This is a genomic window from Burkholderia sp. IT-111MI5 (assembly GCF_949752865.1).
Lineage (GTDB): Bacteria > Pseudomonadota > Gammaproteobacteria > Burkholderiales > Burkholderiaceae > Burkholderia > Burkholderia pyrrocinia_C.
Window position 1 is genome coordinate 1,017,036 of the sequence record NZ_CATKIF010000011.1, and the last position, 19,393, is coordinate 1,036,428.

General features: G+C 67.5%; 15 protein-coding genes. 3 read left to right on the plus strand and 12 right to left on the minus strand.

All coding sequences use genetic code 11. The features are described 5' to 3' along the window. Positions 1 to 5: 5 nt before the first annotated feature. Complete coding sequence (locus tag ACM6JT_RS12820; protein WP_407972565.1) at positions 6 to 779, plus strand: helix-turn-helix domain-containing protein; 774 nt, start codon at positions 6 to 8, stop codon at positions 777 to 779. A gap of 140 nt (positions 780 to 919) precedes the next feature. Here ACM6JT_RS12820 and ACM6JT_RS12825 read toward each other — a convergent pair whose 3' ends face one another. Then, positions 920 to 1,390, minus strand: a complete 471-nt coding sequence (locus ACM6JT_RS12825; protein ID WP_414856582.1) for a winged helix-turn-helix transcriptional regulator — start codon at positions 1,388 to 1,390, stop codon at positions 920 to 922. Between the two features lie 153 nt (positions 1,391 to 1,543). Between ACM6JT_RS12825 and ACM6JT_RS12830 the strand changes: the two genes are divergently transcribed. Continuing rightward, positions 1,544 to 2,785 carry an MFS transporter gene (locus ACM6JT_RS12830; RefSeq protein ID WP_414856583.1) on the plus strand — a complete coding sequence of 414 codons (1,242 nt, stop codon included), beginning with the start codon at positions 1,544 to 1,546 and terminating at the stop codon, positions 2,783 to 2,785. A 130-nt stretch (positions 2,786 to 2,915) separates the two neighbouring features. Here ACM6JT_RS12830 and ACM6JT_RS12835 read toward each other — a convergent pair whose 3' ends face one another. The 10 genes from ACM6JT_RS12835 to ACM6JT_RS12880 all read right to left on the minus strand — a co-directional run bounded on the left by ACM6JT_RS12835 (position 2,916) and on the right by ACM6JT_RS12880 (position 15,725). After that, the gene (locus ACM6JT_RS12835; protein ID WP_034185161.1) at positions 2,916 to 4,082 is read right to left on the minus strand and encodes a glycosyltransferase family 4 protein; all 1,167 of its coding nucleotides are present in this window, start codon (positions 4,080 to 4,082) and stop codon (positions 2,916 to 2,918) included. Continuing rightward, a complete protein-coding gene (locus ACM6JT_RS12840; protein ID WP_414856584.1) occupies positions 4,082 to 5,266 on the minus strand; it encodes a glycosyltransferase family 4 protein in 1,185 nt (394 codons plus the stop codon). The genes ACM6JT_RS12835 and ACM6JT_RS12840 overlap by 1 nt, the downstream gene beginning before the upstream one ends. Next, positions 5,263 to 6,729, minus strand: a complete 1,467-nt coding sequence (locus tag ACM6JT_RS12845) for an O-antigen ligase family protein (RefSeq protein WP_034185159.1) — start codon at positions 6,727 to 6,729, stop codon at positions 5,263 to 5,265. Before ACM6JT_RS12845 ends, ACM6JT_RS12840 begins: the two co-directional genes overlap by 4 nt. 10 nt (positions 6,730 to 6,739) lie before the next feature. Then, on the minus strand, positions 6,740 to 7,876 hold the full coding sequence (locus ACM6JT_RS12850) for a glycosyltransferase family 4 protein (RefSeq protein ID WP_034185158.1): 1,137 nt from the start codon (positions 7,874 to 7,876) through the stop codon (positions 6,740 to 6,742). 43 nt (positions 7,877 to 7,919) lie between these two features. Continuing rightward, entirely contained in the window at positions 7,920 to 8,879 is a 960-nt protein-coding gene (locus ACM6JT_RS12855; protein ID WP_034185157.1) for a glycosyltransferase family 2 protein, read from the minus strand. A 62-nt stretch (positions 8,880 to 8,941) separates the two neighbouring features. Further along, entirely contained in the window at positions 8,942 to 11,167 is a 2,226-nt protein-coding gene (locus ACM6JT_RS12860) for a polysaccharide biosynthesis tyrosine autokinase (RefSeq protein WP_414856585.1), read from the minus strand. A gap of 50 nt (positions 11,168 to 11,217) precedes the next feature. Beyond that, positions 11,218 to 12,396, minus strand: coding sequence for a polysaccharide biosynthesis/export family protein (locus tag ACM6JT_RS12865; protein ID WP_034185155.1), 1,179 nt, complete (start codon positions 12,394 to 12,396; stop codon positions 11,218 to 11,220). After that, positions 12,390 to 12,833, minus strand: coding sequence for a low molecular weight protein-tyrosine-phosphatase (locus ACM6JT_RS12870; protein ID WP_034185154.1), 444 nt, complete (start codon positions 12,831 to 12,833; stop codon positions 12,390 to 12,392). The genes ACM6JT_RS12865 and ACM6JT_RS12870 overlap by 7 nt, the downstream gene beginning before the upstream one ends. A 40-nt stretch (positions 12,834 to 12,873) precedes the next feature. Then, positions 12,874 to 14,286, minus strand: a complete 1,413-nt coding sequence (locus ACM6JT_RS12875) for a UDP-glucose dehydrogenase family protein (RefSeq protein WP_034185153.1) — start codon at positions 14,284 to 14,286, stop codon at positions 12,874 to 12,876. Between the two features lie 65 nt (positions 14,287 to 14,351). After that, positions 14,352 to 15,725: an undecaprenyl-phosphate glucose phosphotransferase gene (locus tag ACM6JT_RS12880; RefSeq protein ID WP_034185208.1), complete on the minus strand. Its 1,374-nt coding sequence runs from the start codon at positions 15,723 to 15,725 to the stop codon at positions 14,352 to 14,354. 428 nt (positions 15,726 to 16,153) lie between these two features. Here ACM6JT_RS12880 and ACM6JT_RS12885 point away from each other — a divergent pair, with 428 nt between their 5' ends. Continuing rightward, positions 16,154 to 17,680 (plus strand): mannose-1-phosphate guanylyltransferase/mannose-6-phosphate isomerase, encoded by a 1,527-nt coding sequence (locus tag ACM6JT_RS12885; RefSeq protein ID WP_034185152.1) that lies wholly within the window; start codon positions 16,154 to 16,156, stop codon positions 17,678 to 17,680. Positions 17,681 to 17,804: 124 nt separating this feature from the next. On the opposite strand, the gene ACM6JT_RS12890 is transcribed toward ACM6JT_RS12885, so the two are convergent. After that, complete coding sequence (locus ACM6JT_RS12890; protein WP_105392306.1) at positions 17,805 to 18,749, minus strand: transposase; 945 nt, start codon at positions 18,747 to 18,749, stop codon at positions 17,805 to 17,807. Positions 18,750 to 19,393: the final 644 nt, after the last annotated feature.

A 19,393-nucleotide genomic window follows, 5' to 3' on the forward strand; every position in this document is an offset into this window, starting at 1 on the left:
TTCCGATGGAACGCATCGCCTCCCCCGCCATCGCGCTGCGCCGCTACGACACGTGCGAAGCGTCGGACGTGCACGACTTCCACCAGGTCGTGCTCGGCGTCGATGGCGCGATGGTGATGGCGGTGGACGGGATCGGCCAACGCATCGACCGGCACGCGGCGTGGCTGATTCCTGCCGGCGCGCGCCACGACTATGCGGGCCTCGGCGACAATCGCCAGCTCGTGATCGACCTGCCCGCGGCATCGCTCGCGGTGCCGCAGCGGTTGTTCGACCGCGCACGCGCCGTGTCGATCGATCCGGCCCTGACGTCGCTCGTCGCGCAGGTCGCGGCGGCCGCCGCGCAACTCGATGCGCCGGCCGGCAACGCACGGCAGGCAGCCGCGCACCGTTTCCAGTGGCAGGCCGCCGCGCGCCTGTGCGGCGCGCTCATCGACGATGCCGGCATCGCCGCGCCCGCGTCGGGCCTCGATTTCGCGCGCATCGACCGCTGGCTGCGCGCGCGGCTCGCCGAGCCGCTGCGCATCGCCGATCTCGCCGCGCATTGCGGCTACGGGATGCGCCGGTTTCATCAACTGTTCGTCGACGCGTTCGGCGAAACGCCGCATCGCTATTTGCAGCGGCTGCGGCTCGACGCGGCGGTCGTGCTGCTCGCCGACGGCCGGCATCCGCTCGTCGACATCGCGGGCATGGTCGGCTTCGCGGATCAAAGCACGTTCACGCATGCGTTCACGAAGCGCTTCGGCGTTGCGCCGGGACGCTGGCGCGGCGAGCGGCATTGAGCGAATCCGTCTCCCTGAGCTGAGCACGCGTCGATCCACGTAGCCGCACGGTTCGGCAAACCGCGTTCGAGCCGGTCCGGCCGCAACCTTCATCGCCCCCGCTTCGTTTCCGCTCGCAACTGCGCTATAGCGCGGCGCGCTCACCGCCGCGTCGCGCCCGCTTCGTCGCCGACCTTCCTCACGACCGTCTCGGCCGCCTTCACGGGCCGGCCGTCGTCGTGCCGCAGCGCGAGCTTGCGGATCGCGCGCCCCGTATTGCGGTCGACCAGCACCGAATGCGGCTCGCCGCGCGCGAACAGGTTCGCCTCGCCCCACTGCCGCAGCATCACGATGACCGGAAACAGCCCCTCGCCCTTTTTGGTCAGCGCGTATTCCTGATACGCGGTGCCGTCCGACGCCGGCACGACGTCGAACACGCCGGCGCCCACCAGCATCCTGAGCCGGTCGGACAGGATGTTGCTCGCGACACCGAGGCTCGCGCGGAAATCGCCGAAGCGGCGCACGCCGTCGAACGCATCGCGCACGATCAGCAACGCCCAGCGATCGCCGACGATATCGGTCGCCCGCGCCACCGGGCACGGCGAATCCGCAAGACTTTTTTGCCTGGCCATGTTCCTCTCCGCAGTCGTGCCGGCCGCCTTCACGGCAGCGCCGGCCATCCGTGCGCGGGCCCGTCGCCCACCGCACAACAGGTTGCATTTTAAAACTACTTTTCCTACACTCACACCAGTTTCAAATTGCAACCACTTTGCGTGAGGAAACCGATGGCGTCTTCCTGTCATTCAAGCACCGTTGCGTCGAATGCTGCGAATGCATCGAACACGGCGCATCCGGCCGGCGACGGCCGCCTGTCCGCGGCCCGCGTCTCGCTGCTGGCCGTCTGCTGCGCGGCGAGCGTCGCGAACGTCTACTACGCGCAGCCGCTGCTCGATTCGATCGCGCGGGATTTCGGCGTGTCGCAAGCCGCGGTCGGCGGCGTCATCACCGCCACGCAGCTCGGCTGCGCGCTCGCGCTGCTGTTCGTCGTGCCGCTCGGCGATCTGCTGAACCGCAAGCGGCTGATCGCCGTGCAGCTTCTGCTGCTGACGGCGGCCTGCATCGGCGTGGCGGCAGCATCGACGCGCGTCGCGCTGCTGGCGGGGATGGTCGCGGTCGGACTGCTCGGCACCGCGATGACGCAAGGGCTGATCGCGTGCTCGGCCGCGCTCGCGGGCGCCGGCGAACGCGGGCGCGTGGTGGGCGCCGCGCAGGGCGGCGTCGTGATCGGGCTGCTGGCCGCACGCTCGGTGGCCGGCGTCGTCACCGATGTCGCCGGCTGGCGCGCGGTCTATCTCGTCTCGGGTGCGCTCGCGATCGCGATGCTCGCCGTGCTGTCGCGGCTGTTGCCCGACACGAACGGGCCGCGCAAACGCATCGGTTACGCGGCGCTGCTGCGATCGATGGTGTCGCTGCTTCGCGACGAACGCGTGCTGCGCGTGCGCGGCGCGATCGCGCTGCTGATGTTCGCGGCGTTCAGCATCTTCTGGAGCGCGCTGGTGCTGCCGCTGAGCGCACCGCCGCATTCGATGTCGCATACGCAGATCGGCGCGTTCGGCCTCGTCGGCGCACTGGGTGCGGCGGCCGCCACGCGCGCGGGCCGGCTTGCCGATCGCGGGCGCGGCGAAGCGACGACCGGCGCCGCGCTCGCGCTGCTCGCGTGCTCGTGGCTGCCGCTCGCGTTCGGCAATACGTCGATTGCGCTGCTGATCGTCGGCATCGTGTTGCTCGACGTCGGCGGGCAGGCCGTCCACGTCGTCAACCAGAGCATGATTCTCGGCACGCGGCCCGACGCGCATGCACGGCTCATCGGCTGCTACATGCTGTTCTACTCGGCCGGCAGCGGGCTCGGCGCGATTGCGTCGACGATGATGTATGCGCGCGCCGGATGGACGGGCGTCTGCGCGCTCGGCGCGGTCGTCAGCGTGGCCGCGCTCGGTGTGTGGGCCGCGACGCTCAGGCGCGCGTGACGCATGCCGGCGATGTGGATCGGGAGGGGAAAGCCGGCGCGCCCGTAGCGGGCGGCCGGTGCGCGAACCGGCCGCGCATGCGCGCCGGTTCGATCTTCTGTTCGGCACGCACGGTGCGCGCCGCGGGCGTTCAGCCTGCCGCCCGGATCGCCTCTTCGTACACGCCGGCGACGCGCCGCGCGATCACCGCATTGTCGAAATGATCGCGTGCATAGCGCTTGCACGCGGCCTCGTCGGGCAGCGCGATCGCACCCGACAGCGCGCCGCCGAGCCCTTCCGCGATCGCGTCCGCGCCGGTCGACGGCAGCACGAGATCGTTGGACAGCCCGGCCACCGCCTCCGGCAGCCCGCCGACCGGCGTGACCAGCACGGGCGTGCCGGACGCGAGCGATTCGACGGTGATCAGCCCGAAGCCTTCGAGCGCGACCGTCGGCACGACGCTGACAGTCGCCGCGCGGTACAGCGCCGCGAGATGATGGTCGGGCACGAAGCCGAGCAGCTTCACGTTGTCCTGCAGACCCGCCGCGTCGATGCGCTGCTGCAGTTCCTCGCCGATCTTGCCCTTGCCGGCGATCAGCAGCAGCACGTCCGGATGACGGTGCTTGACGAGGCCGATCGCGTCGATCAGGTCCTCCAGCCCCATGCGCCGCACCAGCCGGCGCACGGCCAGCACGATCGGCCGGTCCTGCGGCAGTTGCAGCTTGTGCCGCGCCTCGGCGGGTGTGAGCGGCGTGTCGAACTGCGCGGTATCGACGCAGCCGGGAATCACGCGCACACGCGACGGCTCGATCCCGTAGCGGTTCGTCAGGATCTGGCCGAACGCCTGCGACAGCACGATCAGCCGCGACGAGCGCGTATAGACGGCCTGCTCGAGATAGCGCTTCGCGCGCTGCCCGAGCGTCGCGGCACCCTCGACCTGGCTTTCGTCGGCCCACGGCCCCTGGAAATGCGACACCTGCGGAATCCCGCGCGTCACGTCGAGGCCCGGGAACGTGTACAGCGCGAAGTGCGACGAAATCACGTCCGGCCGCTCGCTGCGGATCTCCTCGCGCAGCGCGCGCCGCGCGGCGAGCATCCGGCGCGCGAGCGTCTGCGACGCGGGACCGAAGCCCTGGATCGCGCCGCCCGTGTCGTCGGCGACCTTCGGCGAGCCCGCGACGAGCCCGCGCACCTCCACGCCCGCGCCCGGCAGCGCGCCGACGAGCGAGTAGTACATCCGGTCGAGGCCGCCCGCACGTTCGGGGAACCAGTGCATGCCGATCTGCAACGATTTGATCGGCCGGGAAGATTGGGACATCACGATTGCTCCTGCGTGACTGCATGCTCGACCCGCTCGAACGCGGACGGCTGCGTGGGTTGGCCGATGCGCCGGTAGAGCGCGACGTACTGGGCACCCATGTGCGCCCAGCCGAAACGGGTCATCAGTTCGCGGGCCGCGTCGCCCATCGCGCGGCAGGTGTCGCGCGACGCCGCGAGCGAACCGATCGCCTGCGCGAGCGCGGCCGGATCGTCCGGATCCTCCAGCACGATCCCGCATTCGCGCGTGATGATTTCCGCGCCGCCCGCGGTGCGCGCGGTGACGACCGGCAGTCCGGCCGCCATCGCCTCGAGCAGCGACAGGCTCATCGCTTCGTAGCGCGACGGAAACACATACGCGTCGACCGAGCCCATCAGCGTCGGCATGTTTTTCACGAGACCGAGGAAATGCACGCGCGAATCGATGCCGAGCGCGCGCGCTTCTTCCGGGTACGGGCTGCCGGGCAGATAGCCGGCCACCGCCAGATGGACGTTCGCCGGCAGCCTCGTCAGCGCCTTCAGTACGGTGCCGAGATTCTTGCGCGGCGTGCGCAGGTCGCCGACGAACAGCAGCAGGAACGCGTCGTCCGGCAGCTTGAACGCCGCGCGGTCGGCCTGCGCGCCCGCGAACGCACTGCCGTCGACGCCGTTGTAGATCACGCTGATCTTGCGGCTGTCGATGCCGAGCGCGGCGATCTCGTCGGCCACCTTCTGCGACACCGCGGTGATCGCACGCGAACGCCGGTATGCCCAGCGCTCGAGCGCGGTGTTCACGCGCGTATAGACATACTGGTAAGCCGACCAGACTCCCTTCGTGAGCCCGAACGGATAGTACGGGCTCCTGAACCAGCCGCCGTGCACGAAGTGCGCGGTATTCACGTCGGCCTTGATCCACGAGATGAAGCCGTTCACGTGCAGCACGTCGTACTCGCTGCGATGCGCGCGCAGCCACCACGCGCTCTTCAGCGCGAACACCTGCTGCTTGACGAGATTGGACGGCCAGAAGCGCCCGACCTTCACCGGCACCCAGCGCACGCGCGGGTCGGCCAGCAGCTCGGGCGCGACGTGCGACGCGACCAGCGTGACTTCGTAGTTCTCGGCCAGCGCCGCGCGCGCGATTTCGTAATTGACGCGGCCCTGCCCGTCGTTATGTCGCACGACATGCGTGACGATCGCGATTCTCAAAGGTCGCCTCCCCGTGAACGCGCGGCGGCCAGCAGGCGTTGCGCCTTCTGCCAGTGCGCCGCGGCAAGTATCGAAAAAATGGCTGTAAACATCAGCAGGCCGCCCGTGCCGATCAGCGAGTTGGTGAACACGAGCATCGCGAACGTCGACAGGCACAGGCTCAGGCACGCGCCGACGAACTTGTCCTTGCGCAGCTTGAACGCCGCGCGCAGCGTGCGGCCGAACAGCATCACGACGCCGGCGAGATACAGCAGCGTGCCGGGCCAGCCGAGCACGAACGGCACGTTCATCACGCCGCTGTCGAAGCTGCCGTACTTGCCGAGCTCGCCGCTGTCGCTCGACAGCTTCGTCGATGCGCCCGTCGCGCCCATCCCCTCACCGGCGACGTCGGTAAACGCCGTCTGCGCGAAGGTTGCGTAGAACTTGTTGCGGTCGTCGTAGCTGCGGTCGTCCTTCAGGTTCACGATCGACTGGAGACGCTGGCCGAGACGATCGGCCACCGGCCCGACGGTCAGGAGCGGCACGCATAACCCGACCAGCACGACGCCGCTGATGAGGATCCGCATCCGCACGCGGTTGTTCGACTGCGCGAGCTGGATCGCGAGCGCGATCACCCAGCCGCCCCACGTCGAACGCACGAGACACAGCGCAAACGACACGAAACCGGCCGCACCCGCGAACCAGCGGATCTTCTGCGGCGCCGCGAGCACGAACACCAGCGCGCCCATCATCGCGAATGCGAACGGCCCCGACGAGTTCATCGTGCTGAATACCCGCACGCCGTACGGCACCGGCTCGCCCTGCGAACCCATGTCCGAGCCGATCATCCACAACACGTCCCACTGCGGCATCACGAAGTACTGCACGACGCCGTACACGCCCATCACGAGCATGCCCCACATGAATGTGGACAACAGCACGTCGCGGTACTCGGGATAGTCGCGCGCGTTGACCATGATGTGAAAGCCGATCAGCACCGGGTACACCCAGTTCGCGAGGTCGTAGGTCGCGGCCATCACGCCGCTCGACACGATCCCGACGAGATATGCGTACGCGAGCCCGAACAGCATCAGCAGCACCGGAATCCCGCGCCGCTGCGCGAGCACGCGGTAATGCCGGATCAGCCCGAAGCCGGCGATCATCGTCACCGCGAGCGGCGCGACCTGGATCAGGCTGGTCGGCGTGAACGCGCCCTTCGACCAGTCGGCGAGCCGCCGCACTTCCGGGCTCAGGAACCACACCCACCACATGAAGCCGACATAGCGCGCCGGGCTCTTGAAATACAGCCAGATGCCGACCGCGATCGCCAGCACCGGAAACGCGAGCGTCAGCACCTTGCCCTGGTGCGCGGCGATCAGCACGGCGGTGAACGACCACAGCCCGGCCTGCCCGGCCCAGTGCTTCGGCTCGGCAAACCAGCTGCGGTTGCGCGACGGTGCGCGTTCGGCGGCAATCGTACTCATCGATCCGCTCTCACCGCGACGACGGACGCGAATCCGCAAGCGGCATCGCCAGGCCCGCAGCGGCCGGCGTGCGGCGCCGTCGCAGCAGGTCGCGCGTGATCCGGACGTGCTGCTCGGCGAACGCCTGCGTGGTCAGGTCGCGCTCGCGCAGGCACGCGGCGGCAGCCCGCGCGCAGCCGAGCGCCGCGACCGGATCGGCGACGAAGCGATCGGCGGCCTGGCGCATCGCCTGCGCGTCGAACGCCGGCACATAGGCGGCCGTATCGTGCGGAAAGTAGTCGCTGAGGCCGCCGACGTCGGACACGATCATCGGCTTGCCGACGGCCGCCGCCTCGAGCATCACGGTGATGCCCGACGCGTGGAAGTTCGGCCGCAGCGGCACGACGATCACGTCGGCCCACGCGTACAGCTCGTGCTGCTTCGCGAGCCCCGACGCCGAGCCGATCTTCACGTTCGGCGCATGCCACTCGCGCGGCACGCGGCGCCGCGTCGCGAGCCGTACGTCGTAGCGCTCGTCGCCGCCGAACGCCGCGAGGAACGTGCGCCAGTCGCGGTCGCGGTCGTTGCCGATCGCCGCGATCCGCAGCGGCCGGTTCGGTTGCCACTGCTGCGGCTCGGTGAGCGGAAAATCCTGCGTGTTCAGCCCGTAATAGACGAACTCGGCATCGCGCCCGAGGTAGCGGCGGCACAGGTCGGCGTTGTCGCGGGCGAGCGTGGTCAGCGCGTCGGCGCGCGCGAGCAGCTTGCGGTACAGCCAGCGACGCGCGCCGCCGAAACTGCCCCACTTGTCGAACAGCCACACGCTCTGCGCGAGCAGCAGCGGGCGCTTGCCCTGCGCGCCGGCGAGCTTCAGGATCAGCGACGCGGCGAGATGCTCCTGCTCGGTGTGCGTCCAGATCACGTCGGTGTTCAGCAGCGCGGCGCGGTTGCGCCATGCATGCACGACGTCGAAGCCGAGCGCCGCCTTCAGCGCGCGACGCGCGAGGCTGGCGATACGGCCCTCGCCGCCGTCCTGCGAATAGGTCAGCCGGAATTCGTCGGATTCGGCATGGTGATAACCGTACAGGCAGCCGATGTTCTCGCCTTTCCGGTAGGTACGCGGATCGGCGCCGTAAAACAGGTGGACGTGGACTTTCGTTGCGGTCATTCGAGCCCTCCGGGGGTGGCCGCGCGCGATGCGCGCAGCCCGTTCAAGACGTCACCGGCGGCATCGCCGCACGGTGGGGGGCAAGGTTCGCGCGGCGTGCATCGCGCGCGCCGCGGCGCACCGCGCGCCAGTGCTCGCGGATCCGGCTGCGCTGCGCCGTATGCACCGACAGCAGCACGTGTGCGAAACCCGGATAGACGCGCGTACCGACCAGCGTCCACCACCACCACGCAATCTCGCGCCGAAGCGGCGGCAGATGCTCGCGCAGGATCAGATGCAGGTTGTACGCGCCGTTGCTGATCGCATTCAGCGACGCGGCATCGCGCCGGTCGTCGTCGAAGCGCTCGGCCGGGAAATGATCGACCGCGATCGCCGGGTCGTAGACGAGCTTCCAGCCGTCGCGCTGCACGCGCATGCTGAACGCCATGTCGTTGTGCACCTGCGCACCGGCGCCGCGCAGCCGCGTGTCGAACCGCAGCCGTTCGATCGCGGCGCGGCGGTAGCTCATATTTGCGCCCTTCAACATGTCGACTTCGCGCGCGCCGCCGACGCCGAGGTGATGATTGCCGACGATCTTGCCGGACAGCGTGAGCTGGCCGACGAGTTCGCGCGATTCGTCGAGCACGCGGCCTTTCTCGTGCACCCAGTCGCGCCCGCCGACCGCGCCCACGCGCGGATCGGCCTGGAAGGCCGACTCGACGCGCGCCAGCCAGTCGGGATGCGGCGCCGCATCGTCGTCGGTGATCGCGACGATGTCGCCGTTCGCCGAGTCGAGCCCCTTGTTCAGCGCGGCGACCTGCCCCGGCACGTCGACCGGCACGATGCGCAGCGGCAGCGCGCCGCCGACCGCCGGATCGGCGAGCCGTTCGTGCGTGGCGTCGTCCTCCGGGCGCGCGACGACGATCACCTCGTCGGGCAGCCGCTGCTGCCGCTGCAGCGCCAGCAGGCAGCGCGCGAGGTCGGCCGGGCGCCGGTAGGTCGGGACGAGCACGGAAATTTTCATCGATGGTTCTCCAGTCGGCCGGGCTGGCGCGCTGCGCGCCGGCCCGGTTTCGCACACTGCACTCAGGCGCTCAGGTATTCGTGCACGGCCGCGTAGCCGCGGCCGTAGCCGCGCGCCTTCGGCGGCACGCCGTTGAAGATCCCGCCTTCCAGATCGACGCCCGCGGTGCGCAGGCGCTTGATCGCGTCGGCGATCTCGCCTTCGGTGTGCATGCCCGAGCGCAGCACAAGGAACGTCGAGCCGGCCATGCGGCCGATGATGGTCGCGTCGGTCACCGCCAGCACCGGCGGCGAATCGATCAGCACGACGTCGTAGCGCTTGCTGAGCCCTTCGAGGTATTGCGGCAGGCGCGTCGACATCAGCAGTTCCGACGGGTTCGGCGGACGCGTGCCGGCCGCGATGAACGACAGGCCCTGCACCGGCGTCTCGCGCACGGCATCCTCGAGCGGCGACTGGTCGCTCAGCAGTTCCGACAAGCCCGGCTGCGCGGTGAGGCCGAAGTAGCGGTCGAGCAGGCCGCGACGCATGTCGGCGTCGATCAGCAGCACGCGCTTGCCCGAATGCGCGAGCAGCACCGCGAGGTTGACCGTCAGGAAACTCTTGCCGATGCCGGGCGTCGGGCCCGTCAGCACGATCACGCGGTTCTTCGCGTCCATCATCGCGAACTGCATCGCGGTGCGCAGGCTGCGCAGGCTCTCGACGCTGAGATCCTTCGGACGCAGGCTCGCGAGGATCGGCCGCGCGCGGCCGCCGCCCTTCTCCGCCGCGGCGTCGAGCTTCACCTGCTCAGCGCTTTGCGGCACCAGCCCGTACAGCGGCAGGTTGAACGCACGCTCGATGCGATCGGGATCCTCGATGCCCTGGAACAGGTTGCGGCGCAGGAACACGATGCCCGTGCCGAGGATCATCCCCAGGAACACGGCGGCCGACAGGATCAGCACCTTCTTCGGCTTGACCGGATCGCCCGGGCGCAGCGCCGAATCGACGAGGTGGATGTTGCCGCCCGTGCCGGCCTTCTGCACCGACAGCTCCTGCACGCGGTTCAGCAGCAGCACGTAGATGTCCTCGGCGACCTTCGCGTCGCGCTGGAGCTGGACGGCCTTCACTTCGGTCGCCGGCAGGCTGCGGAAGCGGTTGCTGAACTTGTCCTTCTCGCCCTGCAGTTCCGAGAGCTGCTGCTTCGCGGCGATCACCATCGGGTGCGAATCGGTGAAGCGCTGCGCGAGCGACGCGAGCTGCAGGCGCTGCGCGGCGATCTGCTGCTCGTACTGCACGCTGCCCTCGAGGTAGACCTTCGCCTCTTCGCTCGCGTTGATCGAGCCCGACGTGCGCTGGTACTGCGTCAGCGCGGCTTCCGCGTGTTCGAGGTCGGCCTTCAGGCGCGGTTCCTCGCCCTTCAGGAAGTCGAGCATCTTGGTCGCTTCGGCCTGCTTCGCGACCACGTGCTGGTTCAGGTACGACTGCGCGAGCGCGTTCGCGATCGCGGCGGTCTGATCCGGGTCCTTGCCTTCGAGCGAGATCTGCACGACGCCCGTCTGCTTGCCCTGCTCGCTCACCTGGATGCCGGCCTGGAAGCCGCCGATCGCGTCGAGATCGTTGTAGCGGACCACCGTGAACTGCGTGCCGGGGCGCGCGACGAGCTTCTTCACGAGCAGCGTCACGCCGCCGCCCTGCGCCGATTCGCCGACCTGGCCCGACAGCAGCCGGGTGCCGTTCTGGTCGACGATCGAATAGGTGTCGTTCGGACCGGCCGTCAGCGTCAGCTTCTTGCCTTCGAGCGCGGGCACGACGCTGATCGAATCGACGTCGGCGACTTCACCGCCCCATGCATACGATTTCAGGCCGAGCCACGGCCGCGCCGGCGTGCCCGGCGTCGCGACGCGCGCGGCGAGGCTGCCGATCACCGGCAGCGTCTTCGGCACGACCGAGAAGTTCAGCTTGAACTGCTCGACGACCGGTGCGACGACGCCGCGGCTCTTGATGATCTCGATTTCCGCATCGGTCTGCGCCTGCTGCGGACCGCTGTTGATCGTCGCGCCGGTCTGCGTCTGCGTGAGCGCCTGCGACGTGTTGTCGTTGCTCTCGACCCGCACGTGCACGTCGGCCTGATACACCGGCTTCGCGATGTAGCAGTAAAGGCCGGCGAGCGCGACGACCGTCACCGCGATGCCGAGCAGCAGCCAGATGTCGTCCATGATCACCTGGAGCAACTGGCCGAGGACGATGTCCTCTTCCTCGGTCTTCACGGACAGATCCGCGTAGGAGTGTTTCGCTTGCGTGTTCACCATTCGTTCCCGCTTGAGTGGTGCCGGGGCGGAGGCGCCGCCCCGGCGGGCTATCAGCGCGTGATTTGCCGCATGTAGAAGATCGTCTGGATCGTCGGCAGCACCTGCTGCAGCACCCGGTTGAACTGCACCGAGCTGGCCGTGCTGACGTAGACCACATCGAGCGGCTGAAGCGGGAAGCGGCTCGACAGCATCAACGCATCGGGCTGCGTCATGTCGAGGCGGAACACTTCAGGCTTCGTCGGGTTGTCGCGCATTCCGCGCATCACGTAGATCTTGCGCGGGTTCGCATCGGTGTCGAGGATGCCGCCGCCCGCCGTCAGCGCGTCGGCGATGGTCAGCCTGCCCTTGAGCATCGGCACCGTGACCGGCGTCTTGACCTCGCCCATGATGAACACGCGGCTGTCGCTGCGATCCGGCACGTTGACGATGTCGCCCTGCTGCAGCATCACGTTCTGCCGCACTTCGCCGCGATCGAGCACGCCGTTCGCGTCGAGCGTATACAGCTTGCCGTCGCGCGTCAGGCGCACGCGCTGCAGGTCGGCCTCGTTGGTCGAGCCGCCCGAGCGCGAGATCGCGTCGACCAGCGTCAGCGGCACGTCGCTCATCGCGAGCGGGCCCGGCGTCTTCACCTCGCCCGTCACCTGCACCTTCTGGCTGCGGTACGACAGCACGCGCACGTCGAGCTGCGGGTTCTTCACGTAGCGTGCGAGACGCGTGGCCAGCTCGTCGCGGGTCTGCGCGATCGTCTTGCCCGCCACGTGGATGCGGCCGACGAACGGGAAGAAGATCGTGCCGTCGGCGGCCACCGTCTGGCCGTAAGGATCGGCCTGGCCCGGCAGCGACGACGAATAGGGCTGCTGCAGCGCGCCCGCGATCGTCTGCGTCGTGTTGCCGCCGCTCGAGAACGACTGGCCCTGCGGCGTCGTCAGCTCGGGGTGGTCCCAGACGGTGACGCCGAGGATGTCCTGCGCGCCGATGCGGTACACGTACTGCGACGCATCGGTATAGCGTCCCGGCGGCAGCGGATGGTCGACCTGCTGCTTCTGCAACTGGTCCATCACCACTTTGGCGTCGATGTAATGAACCGGATAGGTCTCGGCCGCTTGCTGGCGGCCTTCGTCCTTCAGGTTCGACGAGTCGAGGTAGTTGCCGGGCGCGGTTGCACAGGCTGACAGGAAAGTCGTCAGCGCGACGGCAAGCGCCACCGGGCGCATCGGGCGTTTCAGCATAGTTTCTGTAGCCATCCTTGAACCAGACGTTCGATCTGCGAGTAGCTCTCGCGGTATTCGGCCTCGGGGCCGCCGTGCGGATCGGCAATCTCGGCCCCTTCCCACTTGCCGAGCAGGTGGACCTTGCCGCGCGCGAACGGATCGACCGATTCGACGGCCGCGATCTGTCCGCGCTCGCTGACGAGAATCAGGTCGGCGTCGCGCACGATCCGGCGCGACAGCCTCCGCGAGCGGTGGGTCGTCGCATCGACGCCGCGCTCCGCGAGCAACTGCCGCATCACCGGATCGATGCCGTCGCCGTCGTTCGCATGAACGCCGGCCGAGTGAAACGTCGCGCGCGGGCCGCCGCGCGACGCGGCGTGCGACTTGAACAGCAGTTCCGCCGCCGGGCTGCGGCAGACGTTCGCGTGGCAGACGATCAGGATGTTCCGGAACATGGCGTCTCGTAACGGGTGTAACGGGTGACGGGAAACAGGGTTACGCGCTCGCGCGCGCGGCGCCCGGCACGCGGGCGGCGACGGCCTGGCGCGAGCCCGGCCGGCCGATCGGGTGGTATTCGATGCCCTGCTCGCTCATCGTCTCCGGCTCGTACAGGTTGCGGCCGTCGAAGATCACCGGCGTCTTCCACAGGCGGCCGAGCGCGACGAAGTCGGGGCTCTTGAACGCCTTCCATTCGGTGACGATCACGAGCGCATCGGCGTCGCGCGCGGCCTGCGCCTCGTCGTCGACGAAGCTCAGGCGCTCGAGCCAGCTCGGGTGATCGGCGAGATCGAGCGCGATCACGCGGCGCGCTTCCTGCTGCGCGACCGGGTCGTACGCGGCGATGCGCGCGCCGCGCGACAGCAGCTCGGCGATCAGCTCGCGGCTCGGCGCCTCGCGCATGTCGTCGGTGTTCGGCTTGAATGCCAGGCCCCAGATCGCGAACGTGCGGCCCGTCAGGTCCTCGCCGAAGCGCGCGACGATCTTGTCGGCCAGCACGCGCTTTTGCGTCGCGTTGACCGACGACACGGCCTTCAGGATCTGCAGCGATTGCCCGTGCTCGTCGGCCGTGCGGATCAGCGCCTCGACGTCCTTCGGGAAGCACGAGCCGCCGTAGCCGCAGCCGGCGTACAGGAAGTGATAGCCGATGCGCGGATCGGAGCCGATCCCGCGGCGCACGGCCTCGATGTCCGCGCCGAAGCGGTCGGCGAGGTTCGCCAGCTCGTTCATGAACGAGATGCGCGTCGCAAGCATCGCGTTCGCCGCGTATTTCGTGAACTCGGCCGAGCGCACGTCCATGTATAGCGTGCGCTCGTGGTTGCGGTTGAACGGCGCGTACAGCTTCTTCATCAGCTCGCGGGCGCGCTCGCCCGGCACGTCGTCGTCGCAGCCGATCACGATGCGGTCCGGCCGCGTGAAATCGTCGACCGCCGCGCCTTCCTTCAGGAATTCCGGATTCGACACGACCGAGAACATCTGGTCGCCGCCGCGCTTCGCGAGCTCCTCGGCGACCGCCGCGCGCACGCGCTCGGCCGTGCCGACCGGCACCGTCGACTTGTCGACGATCACCTTGAAGCCCGTCATGTAGCGGCCGATGTTGCGCGCCGCCGCGAGCACGTATTGCAGGTCGGCCGAGCCGTCCTCGTCGGGCGGCGTGCCGACCGCGATGAACTGCACGTCGCCGTGCGCAACCGCGGCCTCGATGTCGGTCGAGAAACGCAGGCGGCCGGCCGAGCGGTTGCGCGCGATGACTTCCTTGAGGCCCGGCTCGTGGATCGGCACGCCGCCGTTGTTCAGGATGTCGATCTTCGCCTGGTCGACGTCGAGACAGAACACGTCGTGCCCGATGTCGGCGAGGCATGCGCCGGTGACAAGACCTACGTAACCGCTGCCGATGATAGTCAGATTCATGATGTGTCGACCTCTTGACCAATGATTCGAAATTCGTAAAACCGGAATGCCCGCGGGGCACTGTGTCAGTACGCGTTGCTGCCGGTGAAGCCTTTCCACAGCGTCAGCGCGACGATCTTGATGTCGAGCCAGAACGACCAGTTCTGCATGTAGTACAGATCGAGCTTCACGCGTCCCATCATCTTCTCGATCTGGTCGGTCTCGCCGCGAAAGCCGTTGATCTGCGCCCACCCGGTGATGCCGGGCTTGATCCGGTAGCGGAACATGTAGCCCTTGACCAGATCCTTGTAGATGTCGTCGTGCGCGAGCGCATGCGGGCGCGGGCCGACGACCGACATCTCGCCCTTCAGCACGTTGATGAACTGCGGCAGCTCGTCGAGGCTGGTGCGGCGCAGGAACCGGCCGACCGGCGTCACGCGCGTGTCGTTCTTGGTCGCCTGCGTCACCGTGCCCGCCGCTTCCTGGTGCACCTTCATCGAGCGGAACTTGTAGATCTCGAACTCGTGCCCGTCGATGCCCTTGCGTTTCTGGCGGAAGAACACCGGCCCGCGCGACGTCAGCTTGATCAGGCCCGCGATCAGCAGCATCACCGGCGCGAGCGCCGTGAGCGCCGCCAGCGCGAACAGCCGGTCGAACACGAACTTCGGCAGGATCCGCACGTCGGTGATCGGCGACGCCGCGAGGTTGATCGCCGGCACGCCGAGCACCTCGACCACTTCCTGGTTGAAGAACGACAGCGTGCGCACGTCCGGAATGAAACGGATGTTCACGAAGTCGTGGCGGAACACCGTCACGATCTGGTGAATCCTCGGTTCCTCCGAGATCGGCAGCGTGAGCCACAGCTCGCGGATCGCGCGGCTGCGCACCAGCCACACCAGCGATTCGAACTGCCGCTCGATGCGCACGTCGTCGAGCGCGACATCGCCCGGCGCTTCGCTTTCGTCATACACGCATACCGGGTTGAAGCCCGCTTCCGGCCGCGCCCGCATCTGCGCGATCAGCCGCCGCGCCGCCGGCGTACCGCCGACGATCGCGACCGCCTTCAGGTTGTAGCCGCCGCGGCGCAGTTGCCGCAGCACGACGTGCACGCAGGCCTTCGAGCCGGCGAGCAGCGTCATCGTCACGAGCGCCCAGTAACCGAGCCACAGCCGCGACAGGTCGCCCGACTGGTGAAAACTGAAGCTCATCAGGATGCCCGCGAGCTCGACCACGAGCCACGCGAACGCGACGCGCCCCATCAGCCCGACGAGACGCTTGCCTCGCCACGACTGGTAGATGCCGATGGCCGGAAAGAACACCACGACCAGCAGGCAGTCGAACAGCACCGTCGTGCGCTGCAGGTCGTTGAGCCAGATGCTGCCGTCGTGCAGCGCAGCGGCGATCAGCGCCCCTGCCACGACCATCGCGATATCGATGACTCTCGCCAGCACGCTCAACATGTCTGCTTCCTCTTTGAACAGGCGTTTGCCGAACAGCTCCTCGTGCAGCCCGTGCCGCACATTCGATTCAAACGTTGCATGACGCTATTGAAGCGACAAGAAAATCGCCCCTCAAGCGCACAAGTATTTCGAAAAATAATCGGAAATTCTTGCCGCGAACTTTTTGATTTAATTCGGCACGTTTTCCCGAATCGATCGGGAATCGGGAGATTTTCGGAAACTTTGCGTTCGCCGCGAGCCCTTTGCCGGCACGGGAAGGCCAACAATGCCCGGAATTATTTTTTATTTTTTTATTTGCATCCGATGCGATCGCGGAAAATTTTTCCAGATGAATGCATGGCGAATAACTGCCAATCGGTCCGGTTTTATTGTCGATTTACTTCATGCTACAACGGCAGGCACTGACTTCAACCGTGGAGAGTGTCACCATGAATGCTCCGGCCGTGGCCGCCGAAACGCGCCAATCTTCTTCCGCCGCCCCCGCAGCCGGCACGCGCCTCGCGGTGCAGCCGGTGATTCTTGCCGGCGGTTCCGGCACACGCCTGTGGCCGATGTCGCGCGAACGTTTTCCGAAACAGCTGATCGGCCTGCTCGGCGAGCATTCGCTGCTGCAGTCGACCGCGCTGCGCCTCGACGGCCTGACGGCCGACCACCCGCTGAACGACGACGTGCTGATCGTGTGCGGCGAGGATCACCGCTTCACGACCGCCGAACAACTGCGCCTGACGGCCAAGCCCGCGACGATCATGCTCGAGCCGCTCGGCCGCGACACCGCGCCCGCGCTGACGCTCGCCGCGCTGCGGCTCGTCGCCGACGGCAACGATGCGGTGATGACCGTGATGCCGGCCGACCATGCGGTCGCCGACCTGCCGCGCTTTCACGCAGCCGTCGCGGCCGGCGTGCACTGCGCGGCGCAAGGCAGGATCGCGACGATGGGCATCGTGCCCACGCACGCGGAAACCGGCTACGGCTACATCCGCGTCGGCGCGCCGCTCGGCGACGCCGCGACGGGCAACCTCGACGTGCGCCGCCTCGACCGTTTCGTCGAGAAGCCGCACCTCGAACTCGCTCAGCAGTACGTCGCATCCGGCGAGTATTGGTGGAACAGCGGGATCTTCATCGTTCGCGCGTCGGTGTGGCTGAAGGCGATCCGCCAGCTCGAACCGGCGATCTACGCGGCCTGCGAACAGGCCGTCGCACAGGGCAAGGCCGATGGCGACTTCTTCCGCGTCGATCGCGACGCGTTCGCCGCATCGCCGTCGAACTCGATCGACTACGCGGTGATGGAGCCGCTCGCGAGCCTGCCGCAACTGTGCGAAAGCGTCGTCGTGCCGCTCGACGCGGGCTGGTCGGACGTCGGCTCGTGGGACGCGATCTGGCAGATCTCGCAGAAGGACGAGGCCAAGAACGTCGGCCGCGGCCACGTGCTGTTCGAAGGCGCCGAATCGACCTTCGCGCATTCGGAAAGCCGGCTCGTCGCGTGCGTCGGCACGCAGAACCTCGTCGTCGTCGAAACGCCCGACGCCGTGCTCGTCGCGGACAAGTCGCGCGTGCAGGACGTGAAGAAGATCGTCGGCCGCATCAAGGCGCAACAAGGCGCGGAAGCCACCGATCACCGCAAGGTGCATCGCCCGTGGGGCCACTACGACTCGGTCGATATGGGCGAGCGCTTCCAGGTGAAACGCATCGTCGTGAAACCGGGTGCGCGACTGTCGCTGCAGATGCACCACCACCGCGCCGAACACTGGATCGTCGTGCGCGGCACCGCGCGCATCACGCGCGGTGACGAAACGTTCCTGCTGTCCGAAAACGAATCGACGTACATCCCGCTCGGCGTATCGCACCGCCTGGAGAACCCGGGCAAGATGCCGCTCGAGCTGATCGAAGTGCAGTCGGGCGCGTATCTCGGCGAGGACGACATCGTCCGCTTCGACGATACCTACGGCCGGCAGTGACGCAACAAGCACCGGGGGCTCCGCTTCGACAGCGGAGCCCCCGGGTGCGGCAGGCAGGGAAAGACAAGGCTTCCGCGCGGGCGTCGTGGCACACGACGGCCCGCGCGTTGCATTGGAACGGCGCTCAACCTACGCGGTACGCGTATTCGCGGCGCTCCGACTGCACGGGATCGTTGCGGCTTTCCGACAGCGCACCCGCGTGACGCTCGGCGATGAAGCGCTTGATGTCCGACTCCGCGCGCGCCAGCGCGGACAAACCGGCCAGCACCTCGCTTTGCGGCGCGCGCGCCGGCTCGTGGCTCGCACCGTGGCGATCGATCCACTGGCGCGCCCAGTCGAGCGCAAACTGCTCGGCTTCCTCGGCATCGGTGAAACGCGGACCGATGAGGCCCGAGCGCTCGACGCGCCGGTCGTCCTGCGAGATCTCGGCCCACGCGCGATACATCAGGTTCTGCACGGGCTGCGCAATGCCGCAGATCGTATAGCCGCGATACTCGTCGACTTGCGGTTCGGCCGCGGCGAAGCTCGCCGACGACGCACGCGCATGGCGCAGTTCCGCGGCCGGCGTACCGGGCACCACGAACGACGTGCGGGCCGGATGATCGGCCACTGCGTCGTCCGGCATCGCGCTCAGCGACGCGCCTTCGCCCTCCCAAACGTTTGCCTGCGCGACCGGCAATTGCCACGACTCGGGGTTTTGCCAGAACACGCCGCGCAAGCGATCGTTGTCGGGCGCGGGTTCCGCGCGACGCGCAGGCACGACCGGCACCGGCGGCGGCGGAATATACGCGAACGTGCGCCCGCTGAACTGGGTCAGCACGTCGATCATCTGCAGCAGCGTGCCGCTCGCGAGCCACTCCTCGTAGCGACGACGGCACGTCGGCCCGGACGGATAACGACCGGGCAGCTTGGACCAGGCTTCACCGGTCGTCAGAATCCAGAGCACCGCGTTGGCAACGACGCGCGGTTCGGCTCGTGGACGCCCACGACGATTCAGCCGGATGGGTTCATCGGCGATCAGCGTTGAAAGACGAAACCACTCTTCATCGTTAAGCTCATCGAAGAACATAGTAGATCTCTCCACGCAGCCAGGCCGGGCTGCGATTGGCGGCGCCGTCGCGACACATCGCGTCGCGGGGCGGCCAGGTTGCACATTATGCTTATCGGTGTTGTGCACGCCGGCCGACACCGCACTTTCACGGTGCCGGAATTCCCGGCAATGGCGCACAAATCACGGTCTCACTCCAATGTGGGAATTTTTGTGCACGAAGCATACCATCCCTAGGGTTTATCTCAATATGACAATGACTTAATGTTACGCACTGAAACAACCTGCCATGGATACGCAATCCATTTACGCTTGAATTTTTTTGCGAGATCTTTATGCCCGGCGCTGCAAAGGCCCGTCCGGCGGGGCTCTGCAAGGTATGAAGAATGGCCTCCACTGGGCGGTTACGGGCTGTTCCGACCCTTGCCTGAAACAATCGCGGGAATCGCTGACTAAAATCGGTAAATCAGGGAAAATTTCGTAACAAGATATTCACGAATCGGTAAATCATTCAATTTCCGTTCAGCTGAATTATCTCCGTGCACAATCTCTTTATTGTTTCTCTGCGAGTGATGAAAGCACGGTGACGTGGAGTGCACATTGTTTCTCCGCACGCAAGCGCGGGACGCCTGTTACATCTGCGCGACGACAGGCGATCGCTCGCG